The organism is Eubacterium sp. BIOML-A2, from assembly GCF_009680135.1.
Lineage (GTDB): Bacteria > Bacillota > Clostridia > Lachnospirales > Lachnospiraceae > Faecalicatena > Faecalicatena contortus_B.
Genome location: NZ_WKZK01000019.1, coordinates 19,782 through 42,304, shown reverse-complemented (window position 1 = coordinate 42,304; position 22,523 = coordinate 19,782). Strand labels below are relative to the sequence as shown.

General features: G+C 44.9%; 16 protein-coding genes. 13 read left to right on the top strand and 3 right to left on the bottom strand.

The window, feature by feature from the left end; genetic code table 11:
• Positions 1 to 17 precede the first annotated feature (17 nt).
• From GKG43_RS08965 to treC, 10 genes are all read left to right on the top strand, one after another.
• The gene (locus GKG43_RS08965) at positions 18 to 1,220 is read left to right on the top strand and encodes a glycine C-acetyltransferase (protein WP_129879021.1); all 1,203 of its coding nucleotides are present in this window, start codon (positions 18 to 20) and stop codon (positions 1,218 to 1,220) included.
• A gap of 578 nt (positions 1,221 to 1,798) precedes the next feature.
• Complete coding sequence (locus GKG43_RS08960) at positions 1,799 to 2,650, top strand: PRD domain-containing protein (RefSeq protein WP_173020092.1); 852 nt, start codon at positions 1,799 to 1,801, stop codon at positions 2,648 to 2,650.
• A 564-nt stretch (positions 2,651 to 3,214) separates the two neighbouring features.
• Positions 3,215 to 4,615 (top strand): PTS transporter subunit EIIC, encoded by a 1,401-nt coding sequence (locus tag GKG43_RS08955; RefSeq protein ID WP_055153836.1) that lies wholly within the window; start codon positions 3,215 to 3,217, stop codon positions 4,613 to 4,615.
• A gap of 2 nt (positions 4,616 to 4,617) precedes the next feature.
• Entirely contained in the window at positions 4,618 to 6,045 is a 1,428-nt protein-coding gene (locus GKG43_RS08950; protein WP_055153834.1) for a family 43 glycosylhydrolase, read from the top strand.
• Between the two features lies 1 nt (position 6,046).
• Positions 6,047 to 7,591, top strand: a complete 1,545-nt coding sequence (locus tag GKG43_RS08945; RefSeq protein WP_173020091.1) for a DUF5597 domain-containing protein — start codon at positions 6,047 to 6,049, stop codon at positions 7,589 to 7,591.
• A gap of 14 nt (positions 7,592 to 7,605) precedes the next feature.
• Positions 7,606 to 9,033, top strand: coding sequence for a 6-phospho-beta-glucosidase (gene ascB, locus GKG43_RS08940; protein WP_055153830.1), 1,428 nt, complete (start codon positions 7,606 to 7,608; stop codon positions 9,031 to 9,033).
• Between the two features lie 4 nt (positions 9,034 to 9,037).
• Positions 9,038 to 9,529, top strand: a complete 492-nt coding sequence (locus GKG43_RS08935; RefSeq protein ID WP_055153828.1) for a PTS glucose transporter subunit IIA — start codon at positions 9,038 to 9,040, stop codon at positions 9,527 to 9,529.
• Positions 9,530 to 9,705: 176 nt separating this feature from the next.
• Entirely contained in the window at positions 9,706 to 10,419 is a 714-nt protein-coding gene (gene treR, locus GKG43_RS08930) for a trehalose operon repressor (protein ID WP_050641429.1), read from the top strand.
• Between the two features lie 149 nt (positions 10,420 to 10,568).
• Entirely contained in the window at positions 10,569 to 12,002 is a 1,434-nt protein-coding gene (gene treP / locus GKG43_RS08925; protein WP_129879018.1) for a PTS system trehalose-specific EIIBC component, read from the top strand.
• Between the two features lie 95 nt (positions 12,003 to 12,097).
• Positions 12,098 to 13,741: an alpha,alpha-phosphotrehalase gene (gene treC / locus GKG43_RS08920; RefSeq protein WP_050641427.1), complete on the top strand. Its 1,644-nt coding sequence runs from the start codon at positions 12,098 to 12,100 to the stop codon at positions 13,739 to 13,741.
• A 25-nt stretch (positions 13,742 to 13,766) separates the two neighbouring features.
• On the opposite strand, the gene GKG43_RS08915 is transcribed toward treC, so the two are convergent.
• Entirely contained in the window at positions 13,767 to 14,621 is an 855-nt protein-coding gene (locus GKG43_RS08915) for an AraC family transcriptional regulator (RefSeq protein ID WP_050641426.1), read from the bottom strand.
• Positions 14,622 to 15,842: 1,221 nt separating this feature from the next.
• On the opposite strand from GKG43_RS08915, the gene GKG43_RS08910 reads away from it, so the two are divergent.
• Positions 15,843 to 16,091: a hypothetical protein gene (locus GKG43_RS08910; protein WP_055153820.1), complete on the top strand. Its 249-nt coding sequence runs from the start codon at positions 15,843 to 15,845 to the stop codon at positions 16,089 to 16,091.
• Between the two features lie 88 nt (positions 16,092 to 16,179).
• Here the strand turns inward: GKG43_RS08910 and GKG43_RS08905 are convergent, their stop codons facing one another.
• On the bottom strand, positions 16,180 to 17,061 hold the full coding sequence (locus GKG43_RS08905; RefSeq protein WP_129879017.1) for a PocR ligand-binding domain-containing protein: 882 nt from the start codon (positions 17,059 to 17,061) through the stop codon (positions 16,180 to 16,182).
• A gap of 143 nt (positions 17,062 to 17,204) precedes the next feature.
• Positions 17,205 to 18,269 carry an AraC family transcriptional regulator gene (locus GKG43_RS08900; protein ID WP_129879016.1) on the bottom strand — a complete coding sequence of 355 codons (1,065 nt, stop codon included), beginning with the start codon at positions 18,267 to 18,269 and terminating at the stop codon, positions 17,205 to 17,207.
• A gap of 279 nt (positions 18,270 to 18,548) precedes the next feature.
• On the opposite strand from GKG43_RS08900, the gene GKG43_RS08895 reads away from it, so the two are divergent.
• Together GKG43_RS08895 and GKG43_RS08890 are read left to right on the top strand one after the other, a co-directional pair.
• Positions 18,549 to 21,023, top strand: a complete 2,475-nt coding sequence (locus tag GKG43_RS08895; protein WP_055153814.1) for a glycoside hydrolase family 2 TIM barrel-domain containing protein — start codon at positions 18,549 to 18,551, stop codon at positions 21,021 to 21,023.
• A gap of 35 nt (positions 21,024 to 21,058) precedes the next feature.
• On the top strand, positions 21,059 to 22,438 hold the full coding sequence (locus tag GKG43_RS08890) for an MFS transporter (RefSeq protein ID WP_055153813.1): 1,380 nt from the start codon (positions 21,059 to 21,061) through the stop codon (positions 22,436 to 22,438).
• Positions 22,439 to 22,523 lie beyond the last annotated feature (85 nt).

Genomic DNA, 22,523 nt, shown 5'->3' with positions numbered 1-22,523 from the left:
TTGGGAGGAAGACTGAAATGAAAAGAGAGGACGCTCTTGCATACTATAAAAAAGAAGTGGATGCTATAAAAGAAGCCGGCCTGTTTAAGGGCGAAAAGCTGATCACATCACCGCAGGGGGCTAAAGTAAAACTGGAGGACGGCCGGGAGCTTCTGAATATGTGTGCAAATAATTATCTTGGACTTGCCAATGACTCAAGGGTCATGGCAGCTGCTGCCAAATCCTATGAGGAAAGGGGATATGGGCTTTCTTCTGTAAGATTTATCTGCGGGACGCAGGATGTGCACAAAGAACTGGAGGCTGCCATCAGCCGCTTTTTCGGAACGGAGGATACAATTTTGTATTCATCTTGTTTTGATGCTAACGGCGGGCTGTTTGAAACAATTCTGACATCGGATGACGCGGTGATCAGTGATGAGCTGAACCACGCCAGTATCATCGACGGCGTGCGTCTGTGCAAGGCAAAACGGTTCCGGTATAAGAACAACGATATGGAAGACCTGCGGGAACAGCTGAAAGCGGCGGATGAAGCGGGGGCAAGAATCAAACTGATTGCCACGGACGGCGTATTTTCTATGGATGGTATCATCGCGGACCTGAAGGGGATCTGCGATCTGGCGGACGAATATCAGGCGCTTGTAATGGTGGATGACAGCCATTCGGCCGGTTTTGTGGGCAGGACAGGGCGCGGGACAGCACAACACTGTGGAACCGAAGGCAGAGTGGATGTGATCACAGGGACCCTTGGAAAGGCTTTGGGCGGAGCATCCGGCGGGTATACCACCGGAAGAAAAGAGATCATAGACCTACTGCGCCAGCGCAGCCGCCCTTATCTTTTTTCGAATACGCTTGCACCGGCTATTGCCAGGGCCAGCCTGGAAGTGTTCCGGATACTGGAGAGCGATACTTCTCTGAGGGATCACCTGGAAGAGACCACGGCCTATTACAGAAAAGAGATGACAGAGGCGGGGTTCGATATTATCGAGAGTACGCATCCGATTGTGCCGGTGATGCTTTATGATGAGAAACTGGCGGGGGAGATGGCTGCTAAGATGATGGAGAAAGGGATTTATGTCGTGGCATTTTCTTATCCGGTTGTGCCTAAGGGGAAGGCGCGGATCAGGACACAGGTTAGTGCGGGACATACGAAAGATGATATTGATTATATTGTGAAGTGCTTTAAGGAAGTGCGGGATGAGGTGAAGGGGGACGCTGAGTGAAAGGCGAGTCTGGTTCCCTGCCGGGGAAGTGTATGCCATGTCAATGTCCTTTCCGTTCACGAAGAATCCGTAGGCGAAAAAGCAGGGAATATGGAGGGTGCTTGCCGCAGTTGGCCCGAATGCCGATGCATTCGCGCCGCCGGCGGCAACAGAATTTGCCTGGTAAGGCAAATTCTGCCCTCCATATTCCCTGCTTTTTCACCAACGGATTCTAACGCTTACTCTATGGACTTTGACATGGCATACACTTCCCCGGCAGGGAACCAGACTCGCCTTTCACTACGCTGGGCGCATCCGGGCGGGAGGGCGGCTTCACGGGAGAGTGATGGACGGGGGCGGCGTATTTGGGTGGGCTATTTGGAATGTTGTTTTGTGGGATGTGCATAAATTATTGGTGGTAAAATAGGTGGTTTTTACTATTGTTTTTTTTGTTTTGATTTGTTATAGTACATTTTGTAAGAAAATTGATTATATGGAATGTTATGATTCAGTTCAGCATGATCCGTTAAGATGTTTATTTCATAGTTTATATGGAATCGTCGTACGGGTCTTTTTTATTTTACTTTGGGGGAAAGCAGATGAAGATTTCCAGAGTTTTGAATAATAGTTGTGTGATTGTGTTAGATGATAATGAGAAAGAGCTGGTTCTTTTGGGGAATGGGATTGGGTATGCTAAGCGGCCGAAGGATATGGTGGATAAGACCAAGGTTGAGAAGGTTTTTGTTCTGCAGGAGGGACAGCATGTGGAACGGTTTGCGGAGCTGCTGGAACGGGTGCCGGATGGAATCGTGGATCTTGCAGAGGAATTGATTGAGACGGCACATGAAAGCCTGGGGACGGAACTGGATGAGTCTATTCATATTTCGCTGCCCGATCATATTGCGGGGGCAGTGGATAATTATAAGAATGATGTTGTGCTACACAATACATTGCTTTTGGAAATAAAAAAGTTTTATGAGAAAGAATATCGTGTCGGAGAGGCGGGGCTGAAGTTGATTGAGGAACGCCTGGGAATCAGGATGGCCGAGGATGAGGCGGGGTTTATTGCTATGCATTTTGTGAATGCCCAGTCTAATTCAGAAAATGACCAGACCAGGGCAGTGATTACGCTGGTGGATGAGATGGACAGGATTATTTCTCAGTATTTTGGTAAGAAGATGGCAGCGTTGGATAAGAATTCCCTGATTTATTGCAGATATATGACTCATTTGAAATTCTTTGCGCAAAGGGTGCTTACCAAGACTTATTTTGAAGAGAATGATGTGAAGCCGCTGAACCTTACGCTGAGGAAATATAAAGAAGAGTACGCATGTAGCAAGAAGGTGTGCGGGTTTATTGAGAAGAAATACAATTACGAAGTAAATGAGGACGAGGTGCTGTATCTGACCGTGCACCTGGTACAGATCATGAACAGGAAGCAGCAGGTGTAGAATGCTGTGTGTTACTATTACGGAGCCGTGCACCAAGCTACACGGCATTCGAGACAATAAAGTGGTGGGGACGGGCAGCTGACCTGAGGGGCGGCTGGAAGTATAAGTAGATAGTGAAACAGGAATGTTATGATTGAGTTCAGCATGATCCGGATAACCAAGGGGGCGGTTTAAACTGCCGTCAGGTTTTCTGGATCATTTTTTATATAATAGGAACGTGCTTAGCACTCTCCTAATTATATAAAACCCTCCGGGGGATGCACACGCCCCCACAAGGTATATAGCCGCAACGCGGTATCGCGGCGGCGCCAAAGTGTGCAAGCCCCTTAGGAGTGAGGGGATGGGGAGCTGAAGTGTGCTTGGCCGCTTTGTTATCATCAGGTCATTTTATATGACCTGCAGCTGATGCTTCCGGGCATCTGTAAACTTGGGAAATACCGCTGTTACGGTGTTTTAAAGTCTCCTGCAGGGACAAATAGATTTTACTTCGAACATGTGATGTTCTAAGGAAACACAAGAAATAAGTTCATACAATTTATCAGGAAGAAAGAGAGGAAGAGAATTATGGCAAAGGATTACAGCAGGCTGGCGGAACAGATTGTTCAGTGCGTCGGCGGAAAAGAAAATATTAAGTCCTTGATCCACTGCATGACAAGACTGCGGTTTCAGCTGCAGGATACGGAGAAGGTGGACACTGGGAAACTGCAGCAGACGGAGGGCGTTATTAAGTTAATGATCTCAGGGGAGCAGTATCAGGTCGTGATTGGCACGCATGTGGATGAAGTGATGGCGGCCATTGAGAAAGTGACCGGTGTTTCCTATGGCGGGAAAATTGATGCGGTGGAGCCGGAAGACGTTAAGAAGGGCTGGAAGGAGAGGCTGTCACCGAAGAATATTGTGAATGTATTTATCGATACGGTGGCGGGTATCTTCCTCCCGCTGATGGGCGCTATGATGGGCGCGTCGCTGCTGAAGGCAGTGGCTATTATGTGCTCCACTTTCGGATGGCTTTCACCCGATAACACAACCTATACGATTTTATATGCAATCGGGGACGGATTCTTTTATTTCATGCCGATATTTCTTGCATTTACGGCGGCAAAGAAATTTGACGCAGAGCGGTTCGTGGCGGTGGCGATTGCCGCAGCTATGGTATATCCGGATCTGACGGCGCTGTACAGCAGCGGCGCAGAGACACAGTTTCTGGGGATTCCGGTTGTACTGATCAGCTACACGTCATCTGTACTGCCGATTATCGCTGCGGTATATGCGCAGAGTAAGCTGGAAAAAGTTTTGAAGAAAATTTTCCCGAAAATGATACGTTCTATTTTTGTACCGGTTTTAACGCTGCTGATCATTGTACCAGTTTCCCTGATTGTAATAGGGCCTGTTACGGATGTGATTGGTTCCGGTATCGGGAACGGACTTGGATGGCTGGTTGAGACGGTTCCGGCGGTGGCAGGATTTGCACTTGGCGTTTTGTGGCCAATCCTGATTATCTTTGGATTCCACTGGGGGCTTGTACCGGTTGTTATGAATAATATCACCGTGTATGGAGGGGATATGCTTCTTCCTTGTACGGTCGGAACGAATTTTGCAATGGCCGGCGCAGCACTGGGGATCTGGCTGAAGACCAAGAAAACTTCCGTGAAAAGCGCCGCGCTGCCGGCAGCCGTGTCGGCACTGGTGGGCGGTGTTACCGAACCGGCTATTTACGGACTGAACCTGAAGTATAAACGGCCGTTTTTTATCGCATGCCTCTGCACCGGCGTGGGCGGTATATTTGTGGGAATGTCGGGGGTCATGTTCCCATCCGTTATGACAACCTGTATTCTGACCCTGCCGGCTCTGATCGGTCTGGGCGGTGCGTCCGTGGCTATTGCATCCGCAGTTGGGTTCTTCGGAAGCGCGGTACTAACGTATTTGTTTGGATTCAATGATTCTATGGTAAAAGAGGAGGAATAGCAATGAAGAAACCTGCAGTTAATCCATATCTGCCGTCCTGGGAGTTTGTGCCGGACGGGGAGCCGCATGTATTTGGAGACAGGCTCTATGTATATGGATCCCATGACCGTTCCCATGGAACGACCTATTGCGAGGAGGACTATGTGGGCTGGAGCGCGCCTCTGGACGATCTGGGAGACTGGAAATACGAAGGCGTGATCTATCGGAAAAATCAGGACAGAGAGAACCCGGACGGTAAGAAGTTGATGTTTGCGCCGGATGCCGCGCAGGGACCTGATGGACGGTATTATTTGTATTACGGGCTTTCGGATGTAGAATACATAGGAGTGGCGGTCAGCAGTTCGCCGGCCGGCCCCTTTGAATATTATGGGAGAGTGGCATATGAAGACGGCAGCGGCCTGGAGGGGCTGGCATTTGACCCGGGGATTCTGGCAGAAGAAGACGGGATCTATCTTTATTATGGGTTTTCACATAAAGCAGATGATAAAACCAAGAGACAGTTTGAGGTCATGAACAAAAAGATCATGCCGGGTGCATACATGGTGAAGCTTGACAGAGACATGAAAACAGCGGTTTCAAAGCCGGTTCTGATTGCCAATGGCTATTCTTCTGCGAAAGGAACCAGTTTTGAAGAGCATCCGTTTTTTGAGGCTTCCAGTATCCGGCGTATTGACGGGAAATACTATTTTGTCTACTCCAGCCTGCAGGGACATGAGTTGTGTTACGCGGTATCCGATTCCCCGGAGGGGCCGTTTGTCTACGGCGGAGTGATCGTATCGAACGGTGATATCGGCCTGGGAGAGGGGCAGAGGGCCTATGATGCGAATAATCACGGCGGAATCGTGGAGGTAAAGGGACAGTACTATATCTTTTATCACCGGCATACCCACGGAACCCATTTCAGCCGTCAGGGGTGTGCGGAAACAATACGGATCATGGAAGATGGCAGTATCCCGCAAACGGAGATCACAAGCTGCGGGCTGAATCGCGGCCCGCTGCCTGCAAAAGCACAATATCCGGCATACATTATCTGCAATCTGCACGGTCCCAAACCTGCCTGCCACATACCGTCTAAACCTCCTTATGACGAGACAGTGCCCTATCTGTGGGAAACAGAAGAGGAGGACAGGGAGCAGCGGATATTATATCTGAAGAATCTTCAGAAAAATGCGGCCTGCGGGGTAAAATACCTGGAATTTTCAGGCGTATCAGAGATCAAGGTCACAGTCAAAGGCGCATCCGGGCGGATTCATGTTTGCCTGGATGATGAAAAGAACAGCCCGTCAGCCGTGATACATGTGGGAAACACTTCCGAAGAATGGCAGTCCTGCACTGCGCCCGCAGTTATTTCCGACGGCATTCATGCAGTCTATTTCTGGTTTGAACCAGACACAGGCTCCATGGACATGCTGGATTTCAGGTTCTCATAATATGAAGAATATTTCTGAAATAAGAAAAATTGACGGTATATGGACGCTGCTTGTGGATGGGAAACCATTTACCATGTTATGTGGGGAAGTGCATAACTCGTCGGCGTCCGATGCCGGATATATGGAAGAGCAGGTATGGCCTTTTCTGAAAGGGCTTCATATAAACAGCCTTCTGGTTCCGGTTTACTGGGAAATGATAGAGGCGCAGGAGGATGATTTTGATTTTACTGTATTAGATGCTGTAATTGAACAGGCAGAAAGGGAAGGGGTAAAACTTGGTATACTTTGGTTCGGCCTGTGGAAAAACGGAATCTCCAGTTATGCCCCGGAGTGGGTGAAGAAAGATCCGGGACGCTTCTTTCGGTCAGAAGACAGATATAACCGGCCCATGGATGTCATTTCCGCGTTCTGCAAGGCGGCTGTAGAAGCGGATGCAAAGGCATTTGGCAGATTGATGGAACACATTGGCGAGAAAAATAAAGAGATGCAGACCGTCATTTTGGTACAGGTAGAAAACGAAGTGGGGCTGCTGGGCAGCGACAGAGACTATTCCCCGGAAGCAAATGCGCTATTTGCGAAAGAAATACCCGGGGAGATCTCGGGGATGTATGAGAGAAGCGGTTCCTGGGAGCAGGCGTTTGGAGAAGAGGCTGCCGAAGTATTCATGGAATATGCCTACGCTTGTGCCGTTGGGGGGATTGCCAAAGCAGGAAAAAAGGCATACCCGCTTCCAATGTGTGTGAATGCATGGATTGAGAAATTTCCATGGCGTCCGGGCGGATATCCAAGCGGCGGCCCAATCGCCCGTTTCCTTCCGCTCTGGAAAAGATTCGCACCCGATATAGATGCAGTATGCCCGGATGTGTATACCTCAGATTTTAAAGGGATCTGCAGGGAATATAAGACGGCGGGGAATCCGCTGCTGATTCCGGAGCACAGACGCGATATCAGGAATATCAGTCATTTGTTTTATGCAGCAGGTGCGTGCCAGGCTCTGTGCTTTTCACCCTTTGGCATCGAGGATTTTCTGATGCCGCCGGAGACACGGACAGGGATCGGCAATCCGGAGGTTATGAAAATCCTGAATATCGATAAGAGCGCATGGGAGTGTGAAAAGACAGGTGTTTTTCTGGGCTTGGCATATCAGCTGCTGGCTTCCTCCATGGATGTGATATACCGATATCAGAAAATGGGGAAAGTGCACGGATTTCTGCGGGAAAATGAACATGATAAGGGAACGGTCATACACCTTTCATCCTGCGATGTGCGGATCGACTATATAGACCAGAAGCCGGATACGCCGAAGTCGGCAGGTCTGATTATAGAAAGCGGGGACAGGGAGTTCTATGCCGCAGGCGTGAATTTTAGATACTCACTGCTTCCGCCTAAAAACAAGATGAGGGAGGCAGGCATATTAGAATACAGCGAAGGGCAGTTTAAAGATGGTGAGTTCCGAAGATGCCGCATACTGAACGGAGACGAGAGGTACTGCATGCTGATGTTGGAAAAACCGGAGCTGCAGCGAGTGAAATGGTATTTTTATTAGGAGGACATAGAAAAATGAAACAGATATTTCCGGAAACATTTTTGTGGGGAGGAGCGGTAGCGGCCAATCAATGTGAGGGCGCTTATCTGGAGGACGGAAAAGGGCTTTCCATACAGGACGTGACTCCGAGAGGGATTATGGGGGCGCCCACTGAAACACCTACCAAAGATAATATGAAACTGACGGGCATTGATTTTTATCATCGCTATAAGGAAGACATCAGGCTGTTTGCAGAGATGGGGTTTAAAGTGTTCCGGACTTCCATAGCCTGGTCCAGAATTTACCCGCATGGGGACGACAGAGAGCCGAATGAGAAGGGACTTCAGTTTTACGATGATTTGTTTGATGAATGCCATAAATATGGAATAGAGCCTTTGGTGACAATTTCTCACTACGAAACGCCCTTGCATCTCGCTAAAGAATACAATGGATGGACTAATAGGAAACTTATTGCTTTCTATGAAAATTATGTGAGGACTATTTTTGAGCGCTACAGAGGGAAAGTGAAGTATTGGCTGACGTTTAATGAGATCAATTCCGTCCTTCACGCCCCTTTTATGAGCGGAGCAATCATGACGCCGAAGGAGTCTCTCTCTCAGCAGGATCTGTACCAGGCAATTCATCATGAGCTGGTGGCAAGTGCACGGGCGGTCAGCCTCGCACATGAGATGATGCCGGGGGCCATGGTGGGCTGCATGATTCTGGGAAACCCCACATATCCGCTGACGCCGGATCCGTCCGACGTCATGAAGGCGATGAAGCGCGATCAGGAGAATTATTATTTTGCCGATGTACAGGTAAGGGGATATTATCCCCGGTATATGGACCGTTTTTTTGAGGAAAATAATGTGAAGATACAGATGCTTCCCGGAGACGAGGAAATTCTGAAAAATACGGTGGACTTCATATCTTTCAGTTATTACGGAAGCACATGTGAATCTGCAGACCCAAAAGCCAAAACGGGGGAAGGCAATATCATGGGAGGCGTGGCCAATCCCTGCCTGCCGGTCAGCGAGTGGGGATGGCCTATCGATGCGCAGGGGCTGCGCTACTATCTGAATCAGTTGTATGACCGATACCAGAAGCCTTTGTTTATCGTAGAAAATGGCCTTGGAGCCGTAGACCAGCTCAAGGCAGATGAGGATGGGGTACTGACTGTGGAGGATGATTACCGAATCCAGTATCTGGACGCCCATATCCGGGAAATGGCGAAAGCCATAGAAGACGGCGTAGATTTGCTGGGATACACTACCTGGGGCTGCATCGATCTGGTCAGTGCAAGTACGGCACAGCTGAAGAAGAGATATGGATTTATCTATGTGGACAGAAATGACGACGGCAGCGGCACGCTGAACAGATATAGGAAAAAATCATTTTACTGGTACAAAAACGTCATTGAAACAAACGGGCAGTGTCTGGAAGATGAAAAGAAAGGAGTGTAGGGCTATGTTATCATTTTTAAAGAAAAAGAACCAGGAGGAAACCGTAAAAGAGCTGAAAGCATGTATATCCGGCAGAGTCATTCCGATCACGGAAGTAAAAGATCAGGTGTTTTCATCCAGGGCGCTCGGGGACGGCATTGCGATAGAACCAGAGGGCAATATCATAACAGCCCCTGGTGACGGCGTCATATCGGTTGTCATGGAAGATACCCGCCACGCAGTGGGAATGACACTCAATAATGGTGCCGAGATTTTGATTCATGAGGGGCTTGATACCGTAGAAATGAATGGAGAGGGATTCGAGTTATTCGTGAAAGCAGGTGAAAAGGTAAAGGCCGGGGACAGGCTGCTGAAGTTTGATGCGGATCTCATATTGGAGAGAGGGTTTGAGAAGACTTGCGTTCTTGTATTGACAAACACGGATGAGTTTCCTGACGTTACCTTTCATACGGGGATGCTTGGGGAGCAGAATCAGACGGTAGTGGTTAGCTTCTGAAAAAAATATATAGGACAGCTTCCGGTCTTTGCTTTCCTGTACAAAAGTTATTCGCGTTCCGTCAATATATTTATTATCATTTAGAGGCGCATTCTATAAAAATTCCTACTTGTCCTTTTAAAAAAAATAGTTATACTTATAAGTATAAACATATAGGAAAGTTGGGATGTTGCTTTATGGCAAGCAAATACGTAAAAGTCTACAGTGCATTAAAAAAGCAGATTGAGCTTGGAGAATATGGCGTAGGTCAGCTGATTCCCCCGGAAGGGGAGCTGATGCAGGAATACATGGTATCCAGGGACACGGTGCGCAAGGCGCTGGGGATGCTGGAAAACCAGGGGTATATCCAGAAGTCCAGAGGAAAGGCAGCGGTTGTTGTTGAGAAAAAGGACTACAAGTTTCCGTTCGCTGAGATTGCCAGCTTTAAGGAGCTGAATGAAAATCTGGGGCGGCGGACGGAGACAGAGGTGGAGAACCTGGAGATTCTGACGGATAAGAAGCAGATCATGGCAGTTTTTGAGGATGACAGGGAAAAAGAAGTCTATGAGCTGCTGCGCATCCGGAAGATCGAAGGCGAACGGGTGATTATCGACCATGATTATTTCAAAAGAAGCGTGGTGACGAACCTTCCTCTCAGGGCCTGCAGGGATTCTGTTTATGCATACCTGGAGAAGGAGCTGGGAATCCGGATAGGCTATGCCTCCAAAGAGATATCCGTGGAAACAGCAAATGATGAGGATAAAAAGTATCTGGATCTGGGAGAATATAACTTGGTGGTTGTAGTGAAAAGTTATACGTACATGCGGGACCATTGTTTGTTCCAGTTTACCGAATCGAGACACAGACCGGATCACTTCCGCTTTGTAGGATTTGCACAAAGAAAAGAATAGAAATTTATGAATGGTGCCAAAAATGAGTGCGGCACCATTTTTATTTTCTAAAATGCTTGACTAACAAATACGTATATGATAGCTTTATATTAACATATACGTATAAGTTAACAAAGGAGATTCACTTCAAAATAGGAGGAATAGGGAGAATGGCTGAGTTTTCAAAAGACGCTGAAAAGCTGTTAGAATTGATCGGAGGAAAAGAGAATGTGGTCTCTTTCACCCACTGTGCCACCAGAATGCGCTTTGTTCTCGCAGATGAGAAAAAGGCAGATGTAAAAAAGATCGAGGAATTGCCTTCTGTAAAGGGAAGTTTTACACAGGGAGGCCAGTTCCAGGTAATTATAGGTAACAAAGTATCCGTTTTCTTTGATGAGTTTTCCAGAATCAGCAGGATGGACGGCGTAGATAAACAGGAAGTAAAAGCGGCGGCCAAAGGCAAGATGAACCTTCTGCAGAGGGGCGTTGCGAACCTTGCGGAGATATTTGCGCCAATCATTCCGGCCATCATTGTCGGCGGTCTGATCCTGGGATTTCGGAATATCATTGGTGATATCAAGCTTCTGGAGGACGGCACCAAATCCATCACCGAAGTGTACCAGATATGGGCGGGAATCTACAATTTTCTGTGGCTGATCGGCGAGGCCATATTCGTATTCCTGCCGGTGGGTATCACATGGTCCGTATGTAAGAAGATGAATGTGGACCAGATGCTGGGCATCGTGCTTAGTATCACACTCGTCTCCCCGCAGTTGATGTCGGCAAGTGATTACATTGCTGCTGTGGAAGCCGGCGAAGCGGTGAAAACATGGGACTTCGGGGCATTCCACATCAACATGGTGGGATACCAGTCCCAGGTCATACCGGCCATCTTAGTCGGCCTTGTTTTCGCGGTGTTCTACCGGTTCCTGAAAAAACGTGTGCCGGAAATGATCTCCATGATTGTCGTGCCGTTCTGTTCCCTTGTACCGGCGGTGCTTTTGGCACATACCGTAATCGGCCCATTCGGAAGGATGATTGGCGACGGCCTTGCAAGCATTATCATGGCAGGGTTCAGCTCCTCATTCAGCTGGCTCTTCAGCGGAATTTACGGGCTCCTGTATCCATTGCTGGTGATTACCGGGCTGCACCACTCTATGCTGCCGATCGATCTTCAGACCGTTGCGGTCATGGGCGGAATCTATACATTCCCGGTTGTAGCTTTAAGCAACATTGCACAGGCCTCCGCAGTTATGGCTTTTGTATTTCTTCATAAAAAAGACGCAAGGGTCAAAGAAGTGGGGATTCCCTCATTTGTATCAGGGTTCCTGGGAGTTACGGAGCCGGCAATGTTCGGTGTAAATTTGAAATATTTATATCCATTTATCGGAGCTATGCTGGCAAGCGGCGTCATGGGGATTATATCCCGCGTATTTGGGGTGATTGCAAACAGCGTCGGAGTCGGCGGTATCCCTGCATTTTTATCCATGCGCGGAGATAAGATGCTGCTCTATATCGTATGTATTGTGATTGACATTGTTCTGGCATTTTTATTTACCGTTCTACTGTCTAAGACCAAACTGAAAGATTACGGAAATAAATAAGAAGTACTTCAATGAACATAAACGAACATGAATTAAAATGAAGATTATGAATCGATAATCATTATGACCAGGAGACTGTGAGAAGGAGAAGATATATGAATTTAGGAAATAAAGTCGTTTATCAGATTTATCCAAAGTCATTCCAGGATTCCAATGGGGACGGCTTTGGAGACCTGGCAGGGATCATCAGCCGTCTGGATTATCTGGCAGAGCTGGGAGCAGACTACCTCTGGATTACGCCCTTTTTTGTATCCCCCCAGTATGATAACGGGTACGACATAGCGGATTACCGCAGGATTGATCCCCGCTACGGCACGATGGAAGAATTTGAAACCCTGGTAGCCGAGGCGGGAAAGAGGAATATGTATCTGATGATGGACATGGTGTTCAACCACTGCTCCACCCGCCACGAATGGTTCCAAAAAGCGCTGGAAGGAGATCCATATTACCGTGATTTCTTCATCATCAGAAAAGGAAAAAACGGACTGCCCCCTACGAACTGGGTATCCAAGTTCGGAGGGAATGCATGGAGTTATCTGCCTGAGACAGACGAGTATTACCTGCATCTTTTCCATGTGACGCAGGCGGATTTGAACTGGGAAAACCCAAATGTGCGAAGGGAATGCTATGATATCATACGCTTCTGGATGGACAAAGGGGTAAAAGGGTTCCGTTTTGACGTGATCAACCTGATTTCCAAACCAGAGGTATACGAGGACGACCTGATTGGGGATGGGCATACATTTTACACGGACGGCGCGAAGATCCATGAGTATCTTCATGAGCTGAACCGGGAGACATTCGGCAGATACGACGATATCGTTACGGTTGGAGAGATGTCGTCTACAACCCTGGAAAACAGCATCCGCTATTCCAACCCGGAATCAGAGGAACTGTCCATGATCTTCAGCTTCCACCATCTGAAAGTAGATTACCCGTCCGGGAATAAATGGGCGGTGGAGCCTTTTAGATTCCACGATCTGAAGAAAAATCTTTTTACCTGGCAGAGGGAGATGGAAAAAGGCGGAGGATGGAATGCGCTGTTCTGGTGCAATCACGACCAGCCAAGAATCGTATCCCGTATTGGGGATGACAAAGAATACCGCCTGGAATCCGCAAAAATGCTTGCCACAACCATACACGGACTGCGGGGGACCCCCTATATCTACCAGGGGGAAGAGATCGGGATGACCAATGCCGGATACACGGAGATCGGCCAGTATCGGGATATAGAGTCCCTGAATTACTTCAACATCCTGAAGCAGGAAGGCAAGAGCGAGCAGGAGATCTACGAGATTCTGGGCAAAAAATCCAGGGACAACTCCCGCACCCCGATGCAGTGGGATGACACAGAACAGGCAGGGTTTACCGATGGAACCCCGTGGATATCCGTAATCCAGAATTATAAAGAGATCAACACACTGGACCGAAACCGGGAAGACTCTATCTTCCAATATTATAAAAAACTTATAGAACTAAGAAAAACCTATCCGGTCATTGCTGACGGAACCTTTGAAGCACTTCTCGAAGACCATCCGCAGATCCTGGCCTATAAGCGGGCCAATGCAGACAGCGAACTTTACGTGTTCTGCAACTATTATCCCGGGAATGTAGAAATACCAATGGAAATACCGGGAGACTGCAGAATCATCCTGTCAAACTATCCCCGGAGCAGTCGTTCCGTGCTCCGGCCTTATGAGGCAGTTATGCTGTATCGGGAGATTGGAACGGAAGAATAGGAAGCGGTGATGGCCGTTTGGCTTCCTAACTCCGCTTATACTTAGTGGGCGGTTCTCCATAATGTTTTTTAAATAATTTGCTGAAGTGGTAAGCATCGTCATACCCCACCATTTCCGCCACATTCTGGATACTGAGTCCGGGAGCTGCTTCGAGAAGCTCCCGGGCTTTTTCCATCCTTAGCTCAATCAGATAATTGATGGGCGTGTCGCCGGTCTCGCTTTTGAATATTTTAGAAAGGTAAAACGTACTCAGATACATATTACGGGCAATCCGGTCCAGGGAAATCTTTTCCTGGTAATGCTCATTAAAATAGCGGATCATCTGATTGACAACGTATTTTTTATTCGGTGATTCAAAGATACATCCCTTCGTATTCTTGATCCCCTCAGCCGCCTCCTTCTGCTCCCGGAGCAGCTGAAGAATCAGCTGGATGAGGTAGGCTTTCAGCATAAAATAGCGCCCCGGACGGTAGGCCTGGAACTCTTTCCCCATAGATGCACAAATGCGGAACACCTCCTGCCGGATGACTTCCTTCATGGGAAGAATCACATTCCCCCCGGGGAGTGGGAATGTGTTGGGAGGCAGATCCCGCAGATGAATATCCGAGAATGCAATATAATATTCAACGGCACTATCGTCGGGGCAGGTGTAAAGGCTCTTATGGTAGGCCCCCGGATTCAGGATGATCAGGTCGCCCTGTTTGACCGGGTATTCTTTGCCGTCTATGTAAAAAGTACAATGTCCTTTCTTCACAATCGACAATTCGATGTGTTCATGACAGTGGTAATTGTTTTCAGACTCCGTGCGCTTAAGTTCACAAAAAAACAAAAACGTGGGGTTCAAATCATCGTAGGTCAGATCATATTCCGGTCTGCACATATTGAGGCCTCCTAAAAAGTATTTAGATGCATTATACTCCATGATCCGCCGGATGAAAAGAGAAAATCGGGAATTAGCAACGGGCTTTAGTCCCGGGGCGGATGGAGGGGGACGCTTACCGTGAGCCAGGAGATGCTGCGGCAAGTGCCTGCCCTGTTGGAAATACAGCCCGCTGCGCCAGGCAGCAGTAAGAGGAAATCCGCAGAACCAGCCGGAACCGAACACATTCACCGCTTAATCTGATGATTAAGCGCCTCAGGTGTTCTAAAAAGCTGCTTCGGGAGCAGCTTTTTTCCGGCTGGTTCCACGGATTTCCTCTAACTGCTGCCAGGCTCGCTAACATGCATTTCCAACAGGGCAGGCACTTGCCGCAGCATCTCCCGGCTCACAGTAAGCTGGTTCATCCGGCTGGTAGGTTAGGACCCGTTACTGAGATGGGGCCTCAAACGGAGGCAGCGGATGTGGATTGGCTATGCGTATTTTTCATCTTCAAGATGTGTATTGAATTATTTTGATACTGGAACCGTATCCCATTGCTTATGTACACCTACTGGGGACATAAAAGTCCCGCCAATTCAATACCATACGCTGCCCCCGCTTGAGGCATCTCCTTAGAAACGAGCTTTTTCCTGCCGGTTGGATGCGCCAGCTCCATGAAGGGATAGCCGAAAACCTCCCGGAGAACATCCATGTCCTTTCAAAAACGCTCAAAGCGGACCTTAGAAATTCTTGGTGGGAAACAGCCCGGAAAATGGAGAGATTTTTGGATTCCGAATCCAAAAATCAGCTGACCCAGCGCGAGAAATCATCGGATTTCTCGTGATGTGTCAGTGGTACGGTTCTTTCTTAACTTTGGATACCATGAGATTTCTGTTTTGCCCAATGCCGCCTGGCATGGGCAGTTCAGAAATCCTATAAGGTATGAATTATCCAAACATGAGAAAGAACCGTGGTGCTCCATTTTCAGGGCTGTTTCCCGCCTAGAATTTCTTAGGTCCGCTTTGAGCGTTTTTGAAAGAACATGGATATTCTCCGGGAGGCTTTCGGCTATCCCTTCCTTATGTAAAGATTACCATAATAAAGGTTATGTAAAGAGTTAGATTATGTAAAGAAATACGGTCTCAGCCCAGCATTTCCAATGAACTGGGCTGAGATTTCTTTACATAAAGTTTTTTCATGTCACCATATTTCTCTAAACCATACCAGAAGGTAAAGATAAATATGGTAACAAATATTGAAGAACTCGTTGCACTTTGCGATGAAGACTTTTCTGAGGATGATCTGATGTATATAAGAGATTTGCTTGGGCACTCAACCATGATGACAATAGAATTCTATGCAAGAACCGATGCTAAGCTGAAAAGAAAGGCTATTGAGGCGGCAGGCAAAGAAATCCTCCCACTAGAAGATGCAGTTTGGGATACGGACGCTAACTTAAAAGCATGGTTAACGAGTTTCAATAAGCGATAACTTTATGTAAAGAAATCTAAGCTCAATTCACTGGAAATGCTGGACTGAGCTCGTATTTCTTTACATAATCTAAATCTTTACATAACCTTTATGGAGCGTCCCCATCCGCGCCGAGACTAAAGCTCGCCACTAAATCCCGGTTTTTTTGGTATTGTTTTGGCGGCATCCCTGTCACCCGTTTGAAGACTGTGATAAAGTAGTTATAATCACAAAATCCACATTCTGATGCGATCTCCGCAAGAGTTAAATCGGGCTGCTCTGATAAGAGCAGCTTGGCTTTCTCAATGCGGAGTTTTCTTATATATTCGGCAATCCCAATCCCATAATTTTGTTTTGCAATTTCATAAATCTTTGTTTTACCAATTTTGAAATATTGTGCAATAGAGACTGCGTCAATATCTTCAGTAAAGTGCGCCTGGATATATTCGTCAATTTGAACAGGAAGCTCCTGTTGGCGAAGGGATACCATGCGCTCTATACACAGAAACGAACTAACCGCCTGCATGATATGAGAGGCGGAAGTGATGTAGTCTGCCTGAATAATAGGCAGGCGCCTGCAAGCTGCCTTCAAGTCTTCCATTGATAGTTCGTAGGATTTGCATAGCTTTTGAATTTTATTCCAGCCAGCTTCATAGGAAGGGTAGGAAAAGACTTGGCCGAACAGAAGATATCCGATTACAATATTTCCCATAAGGATGGGCGTGATGCTTTCTGTCAGACCTGCGTGGCAGCGGTAGGTGTATAATGTTCTTTTTTTTGCGGCAATTTTACACGCACGGGCATCACATTCATGGCATATTGCAGCACCGGCCGAGGAAGAACGAATGATCTGGCAAAAGGGTGCAATTTCATCTGGATAAGAGGTTAATTCGTGGAAAGCATCGTCAAATACAGTAATACGAATTTTTGTCAAATTATAAAAGTCTTTAAGTAAAGAATGGAGTTTGCTGATGTCGAAGCTTGATATCATGGGATCCTCCTATCCGTAAAATAGAAATGTTTTAATCATCATAATTTTAACATATTCACGAACAACATCAAAGTAAAAAGAACTGGGAAAACCATTATATATCGGAATTAAAAATTGATTTTGTATGCGTAATAATAGGTACATTATTTTAAAAAATGATTTTTCTGGTATTCCTTTGGGGTCATATGGAAAACTTTTTTGAAACATTTATAAAAGTAAGTTTTATTTGAAAACCCAATCTTTCGCATAATTTCGTTGATGGAAAGCTGTTCTTTAATTAAAAGATCCCGAGCATATTTCATGGCAAATTCATTTTTGTATTCGCATAAGGACTTCCCGGTAAATTTGTTTATCGTTTTGTTGATATAGTTGCCACTATAGTGCAAAATGGATTCCATGTCTGCACGACTGACATTTCCATGATAAGTTTCAAGGATATGAACGATTTGGCGAAATAAATATTCTCCGGATTCAGCGTCTAAGAAAATATTTTTACCATTAAAAAATGTTGTATTACCAAGAAGCGTAAAAAATTGCATGATATACCCGGCAGAAAAAAAGGTTGAAGAAACATTTGTGTGTTTACAGTATGACATGATATGATCAAATATTTCCTGGAATACAGCTTGAACTTCGGTGTTGTAGCATCGTGGACGAAAGTCAATGTAACACTTTTTATAACTGGAATTTTGAATGAGTGTTAATAATTTTTCGAGGATTGAGCTGCTCTGGAGATTTATACTTTTTGGTGAGTTAAATAAGTGATTAAAACGTGAAAGCATTGTTATAAAGTCATCAGACAGGAGAAGAAAAATGGCTTTATAGTCGCTGGAGTAGGATTCGATATGACGAATCCATTTGTTTAAAATGCAGCATTGTCCTGCATTACAAAAATAGCGCTGGTCTTCAATACGGTGTTCAACATATCCTTCTAATACGAACATGATTTCAACCGCATCATGTTGATGAAGATCAGTAACAAGGCTTGGATCAACATCTTTATTGCTCCGAATTACTTCGTGTTTGTAATAATTGGGAGCAGTACAGATGTAATCCATATAAGAACGCGAATTTTTTACGTATTCGGCTACTAAAGCATAAGGGGCGGAAAGTTGAAAGAATGCATGCGGAATACTTCCTAGCTTTGTGACCTTCAGAGGAGTGTAATCTGTACAGGATAATTTGTCAGAAGAAGAAATCGTTGGCATAATAAAAATCCTTTCTTGATTTTGAAATTTAAAATCCCAAATCTGATACTTAATTTATAAGTTGCGTGATATAGGACATTGAATGAGGAAATTCTTGAAGATATACTGAGTTTATGAATTAAGTATACAACAATATTAAAAGAAAAGAGGTGAAAAAATAGCAAAAACAACAAAAAGAGTATCATATATGGGAATATATTACAAGCAATGAAGAGAACGATGAAAAATAAAAATCATGTTTAGTGTAAAAAAATATAGGAAGGAAAAAGCGGTAAGAAAATGATAAAAAAAGACTTTAATAATGGTTGGTCAGTAACGAATACAGGTGATATGGTAGGAGCGTTATTAGGAGAAGAACAATTACCACCAAAGCCTGTAACACTTCCACATGATGCAATGATTTTAAATCCGAGAAAGAGAGAAAATCCATCTCAGAATTCAGGAGGATTTTTTCCGGGAGGAGATTATATTTACACAAAGGAGTTTATGGTTGACCAATCCAGCGAAGGCAAGAATTTTTACTTGGAATTTGAAGGCATATATGAGAGAGGACAGGTATATATAAATGGAAATTTTGCCGGTTCTATAGATTGTGGATATACCCGTTTGATTATTGAGATTGCGGATTATTTGATTTTCGGAGAAAAGAATACTATTTCTGTCAGGGCATATAATTCTTCGCAGCCAAATAGCCGCTGGTATACCGGTTCGGGATTATATAGACCGGTAAACTTATATATAGGCGATTCTATGAGGATACCAATAGATGGAGTAAAAATAACTACTCCGGAGGTTGCTGAGGATATTGCAAAAGTTGTGATTAACACGCAAATTGATTATACGGGAAATGTGGTAAAAAGAATTGTTTTACGGACAGAAATAATGTCTGGGGAGGATATGGTTGCATATGAAGTTACTCCTGTGACAATACAAAGAAATAAAAAAATAGAAGTGGAACAAAAAATTTATGTTAGAAATCCACTCTTATGGACAATAGATTGGCCCAATATATATGTATGCAAAATTAGATTAATAGAGGATGAACAGGAATTGGACGTAGCGGAAAATACGTTTGGAATACGAAAATTAAGGCTGGATCCGGTAAATGGACTTCGTCTAAATGAAGATGCAATCTTACTTAGAGGGGCGTGCATACATCATGATCATGGGGCACTTGGCACAGCATCTTTTTCCAAAGCAGAGGAAAGGAAAATAAAATGTCTTAAGGAGGCGGGCTTCAATGCCGTTCGAATCTCACATCATTCAGCAACAAAATCGTTACTGGACGCATGTGACAGGCAGGGAATGTTAGTAATAGATGAAGTTTTTGATGTGTGGAACCACTGTAAGGTTCATTATGATTATTCGCTGCGTTTTGCAAAAAACTGGGAAAGAGATATAGAAGACCTGGTAGCAAAAGATTTCAATCATCCTTCTGTATTTATGTATAGCTATGGAAATGAAATTCAGGAATTAGCTTCTGTAGCAGGGGCTTTTTGGAGTCGAAGGATTGCAAAAAAACTAAGAAAATTGGATTCTACACGTTATATAACAAATTCTATAAATGGTTTGTCTGCTCTGGAAAATAAAAATGGTGAAATTGCTGCCGATATGGGACTTCTGTCGAAGACGGAAGTGAAGCAGTTGGAAACAGGCGAATTCAAAGGCGATATTAATGAACTGATGACTGTTTTACACGGAGCTATGAATGAGATGGCGGCACATACGATGATTGAAGATGCTATGCATGAAGCATATTCCTGCTTAGACGCATGTGGTTTAAATTATATGCGGGACTGTTACGAATTATATCAGAAAAAATATCCAAATAGAATAACATTTGGATCAGAGACACTTCCGCCAGATATTGCACGAAACTGGGAAAAGGTAGAAAAACTTTCAAGCTGTATAGGAGATTTTACATGGACGGGCTGGGACTATATCGGTGAATCCGGCGTAGGAATTATTGGTTATGATAGTGTGGATACATTCTTCAAACCGTATCCGGCATATTTAGCGTATGTGGGGGATTTGGACATAACAGGTTACCGACGCCCTGCCAGTTATTTCAGAGAAATTGTATTTGGATTAAGAAAGATTCCTTATTTAGCTGTACAGGATCCGAAATACTATGGGAGAAAAGAAAGTAAAACACCATGGACAATTTCGGATGCCATTTCAAGCTGGTCATGGCCAGGTTGTGAAGGAGAAACATGTAAGGTGGAAATCTATTCCCCATCCGATGAAGTGGAATTAAGGCTAAATGGCACCGCGATTGGGAGATATCCCACGGGGAAAGAAAATCAGTTTACGGCTCTGGCTGAAATAGAATACGAGCCGGGAATTATTGAAGCAGTTCCATATACGGATGGCAAATCGGGAGAATCCTATCAGTTATGTACAGTTTTAAATGATTACAAGTTAAAGATTGTTTGTGAGGACAAGGAACTAGAGGCGGGAGAAGAAGATCTTGCTTATCTGATGATTTATATAACGGATCAAAAAGAAACGATTCATACAGAACAGGATTTTAAAGTTTCTGTAAAAGTGTTGGGTGCGGCGGCTTTGGCCGGCTTTGCCACTGCTGATCCGGTCAGTGAAGAGAATTTTTACGATACGGTCAGAACAACATATGAAGGGAGGGCGCAGGTGATTGTTCGTTCAGGGGAACAGGCTGGAGATGCGGAAGTGTTAATCGAAGCAGAAAAATGTGAGCCGGTTTCAATATATTTGAAGGTAAGAGACAGGAAGTAAAAAACAATTGGATAAACGGGTAAAGGAGAGGTAAAATGGGTAGTAAAAAATATTTGAAATGGTATAACCAGGTGGGATATGGTTTCGGAGCACTTGGGAATAATATTTTGTATGCGCTTCCAACATATTTTGTTATGATTTATATGACTGATAGTGTTGGGCTTAGGGCGGGGATGATTGGTACACTGATGGTTGTTTCCAAATTGTTTGACGGATTTACGGATATTGTTTGCGGAAGATTAATTGATCGTACTCATACGAAAATGGGAAAAGCAAGACCGTGGATGTTCTTTTCAATGTTTGGCGCGGCCGTTTGCCTGACGGCAACCTTTGCGATTCCGGAAAGACTTGGGACAACTGCAAAATATGCATGGTTCTTCATATTCTATACATCTGTCAATGCAATCTTTTATACAGCAAACAGTATTGCCTATAATGCATTAACAGCTCTGGCAACAAAGAATGAGAGTGAAAGAGTTGGAATGGGAACTTGGAGCGTCGTTGGCGGATACATTGCACAGATAGGATTAGGATACTTAGGTGTCTCGCTTTCGTCTGCATATGGATGGAGAAATACAGCGATTATTTTTTCAGTTATAGCACTTGTATTCAACTCAATAACTTTTTTGACGATTAAAGAGCTTCCGGAGGAAGAACTAAATGCAAGCGATGAAACGGAAGAGGAACAGGAAAATGCAACAGATGAAACTGGAGAAAAGGTGTCTTTCTGGAAGGCCATGAAAGTTCTTTTTACCAATCGCTTTTATATTATTATTCTTGCAATTATGATCCTTGTGTATGTATATGCAGGATTGAGCAGTGTCGGAACATATTGGTTTACTTACATCATGGGAGATGCGGGCAAACTGGGTACCTACTCTCTGTGCATCGGAATTCCCGCTTATGTTGGAGTGTTACTGAATGTACCATTGGTAAAGAAATTTGGCGTATATAAAACCGTTTTTGGAACAGAGATTCTTACAGCACTTTTTTTTGGAATTGCAATACCATTTGGACTTTCAGGTAATTTTGCTTTGTTTGTTGTAATGTGTGCTTTGGCGAATTTATTTAGCAGCCCGTACAATTGCTGCCTGAATACAATGATTGCAAAAGCCTCAGATTATTCATTTAATAAAGATCATGTGCGTTTGGCCGGAACGATGTATTCCTGTACATCTGTAGGAATTAAAGTTGGTTCTGCATTAGGGACAGGTCTATGTGGATGGCTTCTTGAATTGGGGAATTATGTGGCAAATGCTAAAGTGCAGCCAGCGAGCAGTATTGCGGTATTAAATTTCATGTTTGTTATTGCACCGTTTATCATTTTCGCAGTGATTGCTTTATTGTGCGGACTTATGGATATAGATAAAGCACAGGCAAAGCTAAACAAAACAATAGTAGCAAAAAACGAATAGCAATAAAAAGGTAAAGAACGGATTGTAAAATCCGTTCTTTTACATATATGGAAGCAGTAGAAATTCCTGGTCATACAAAAGGTGG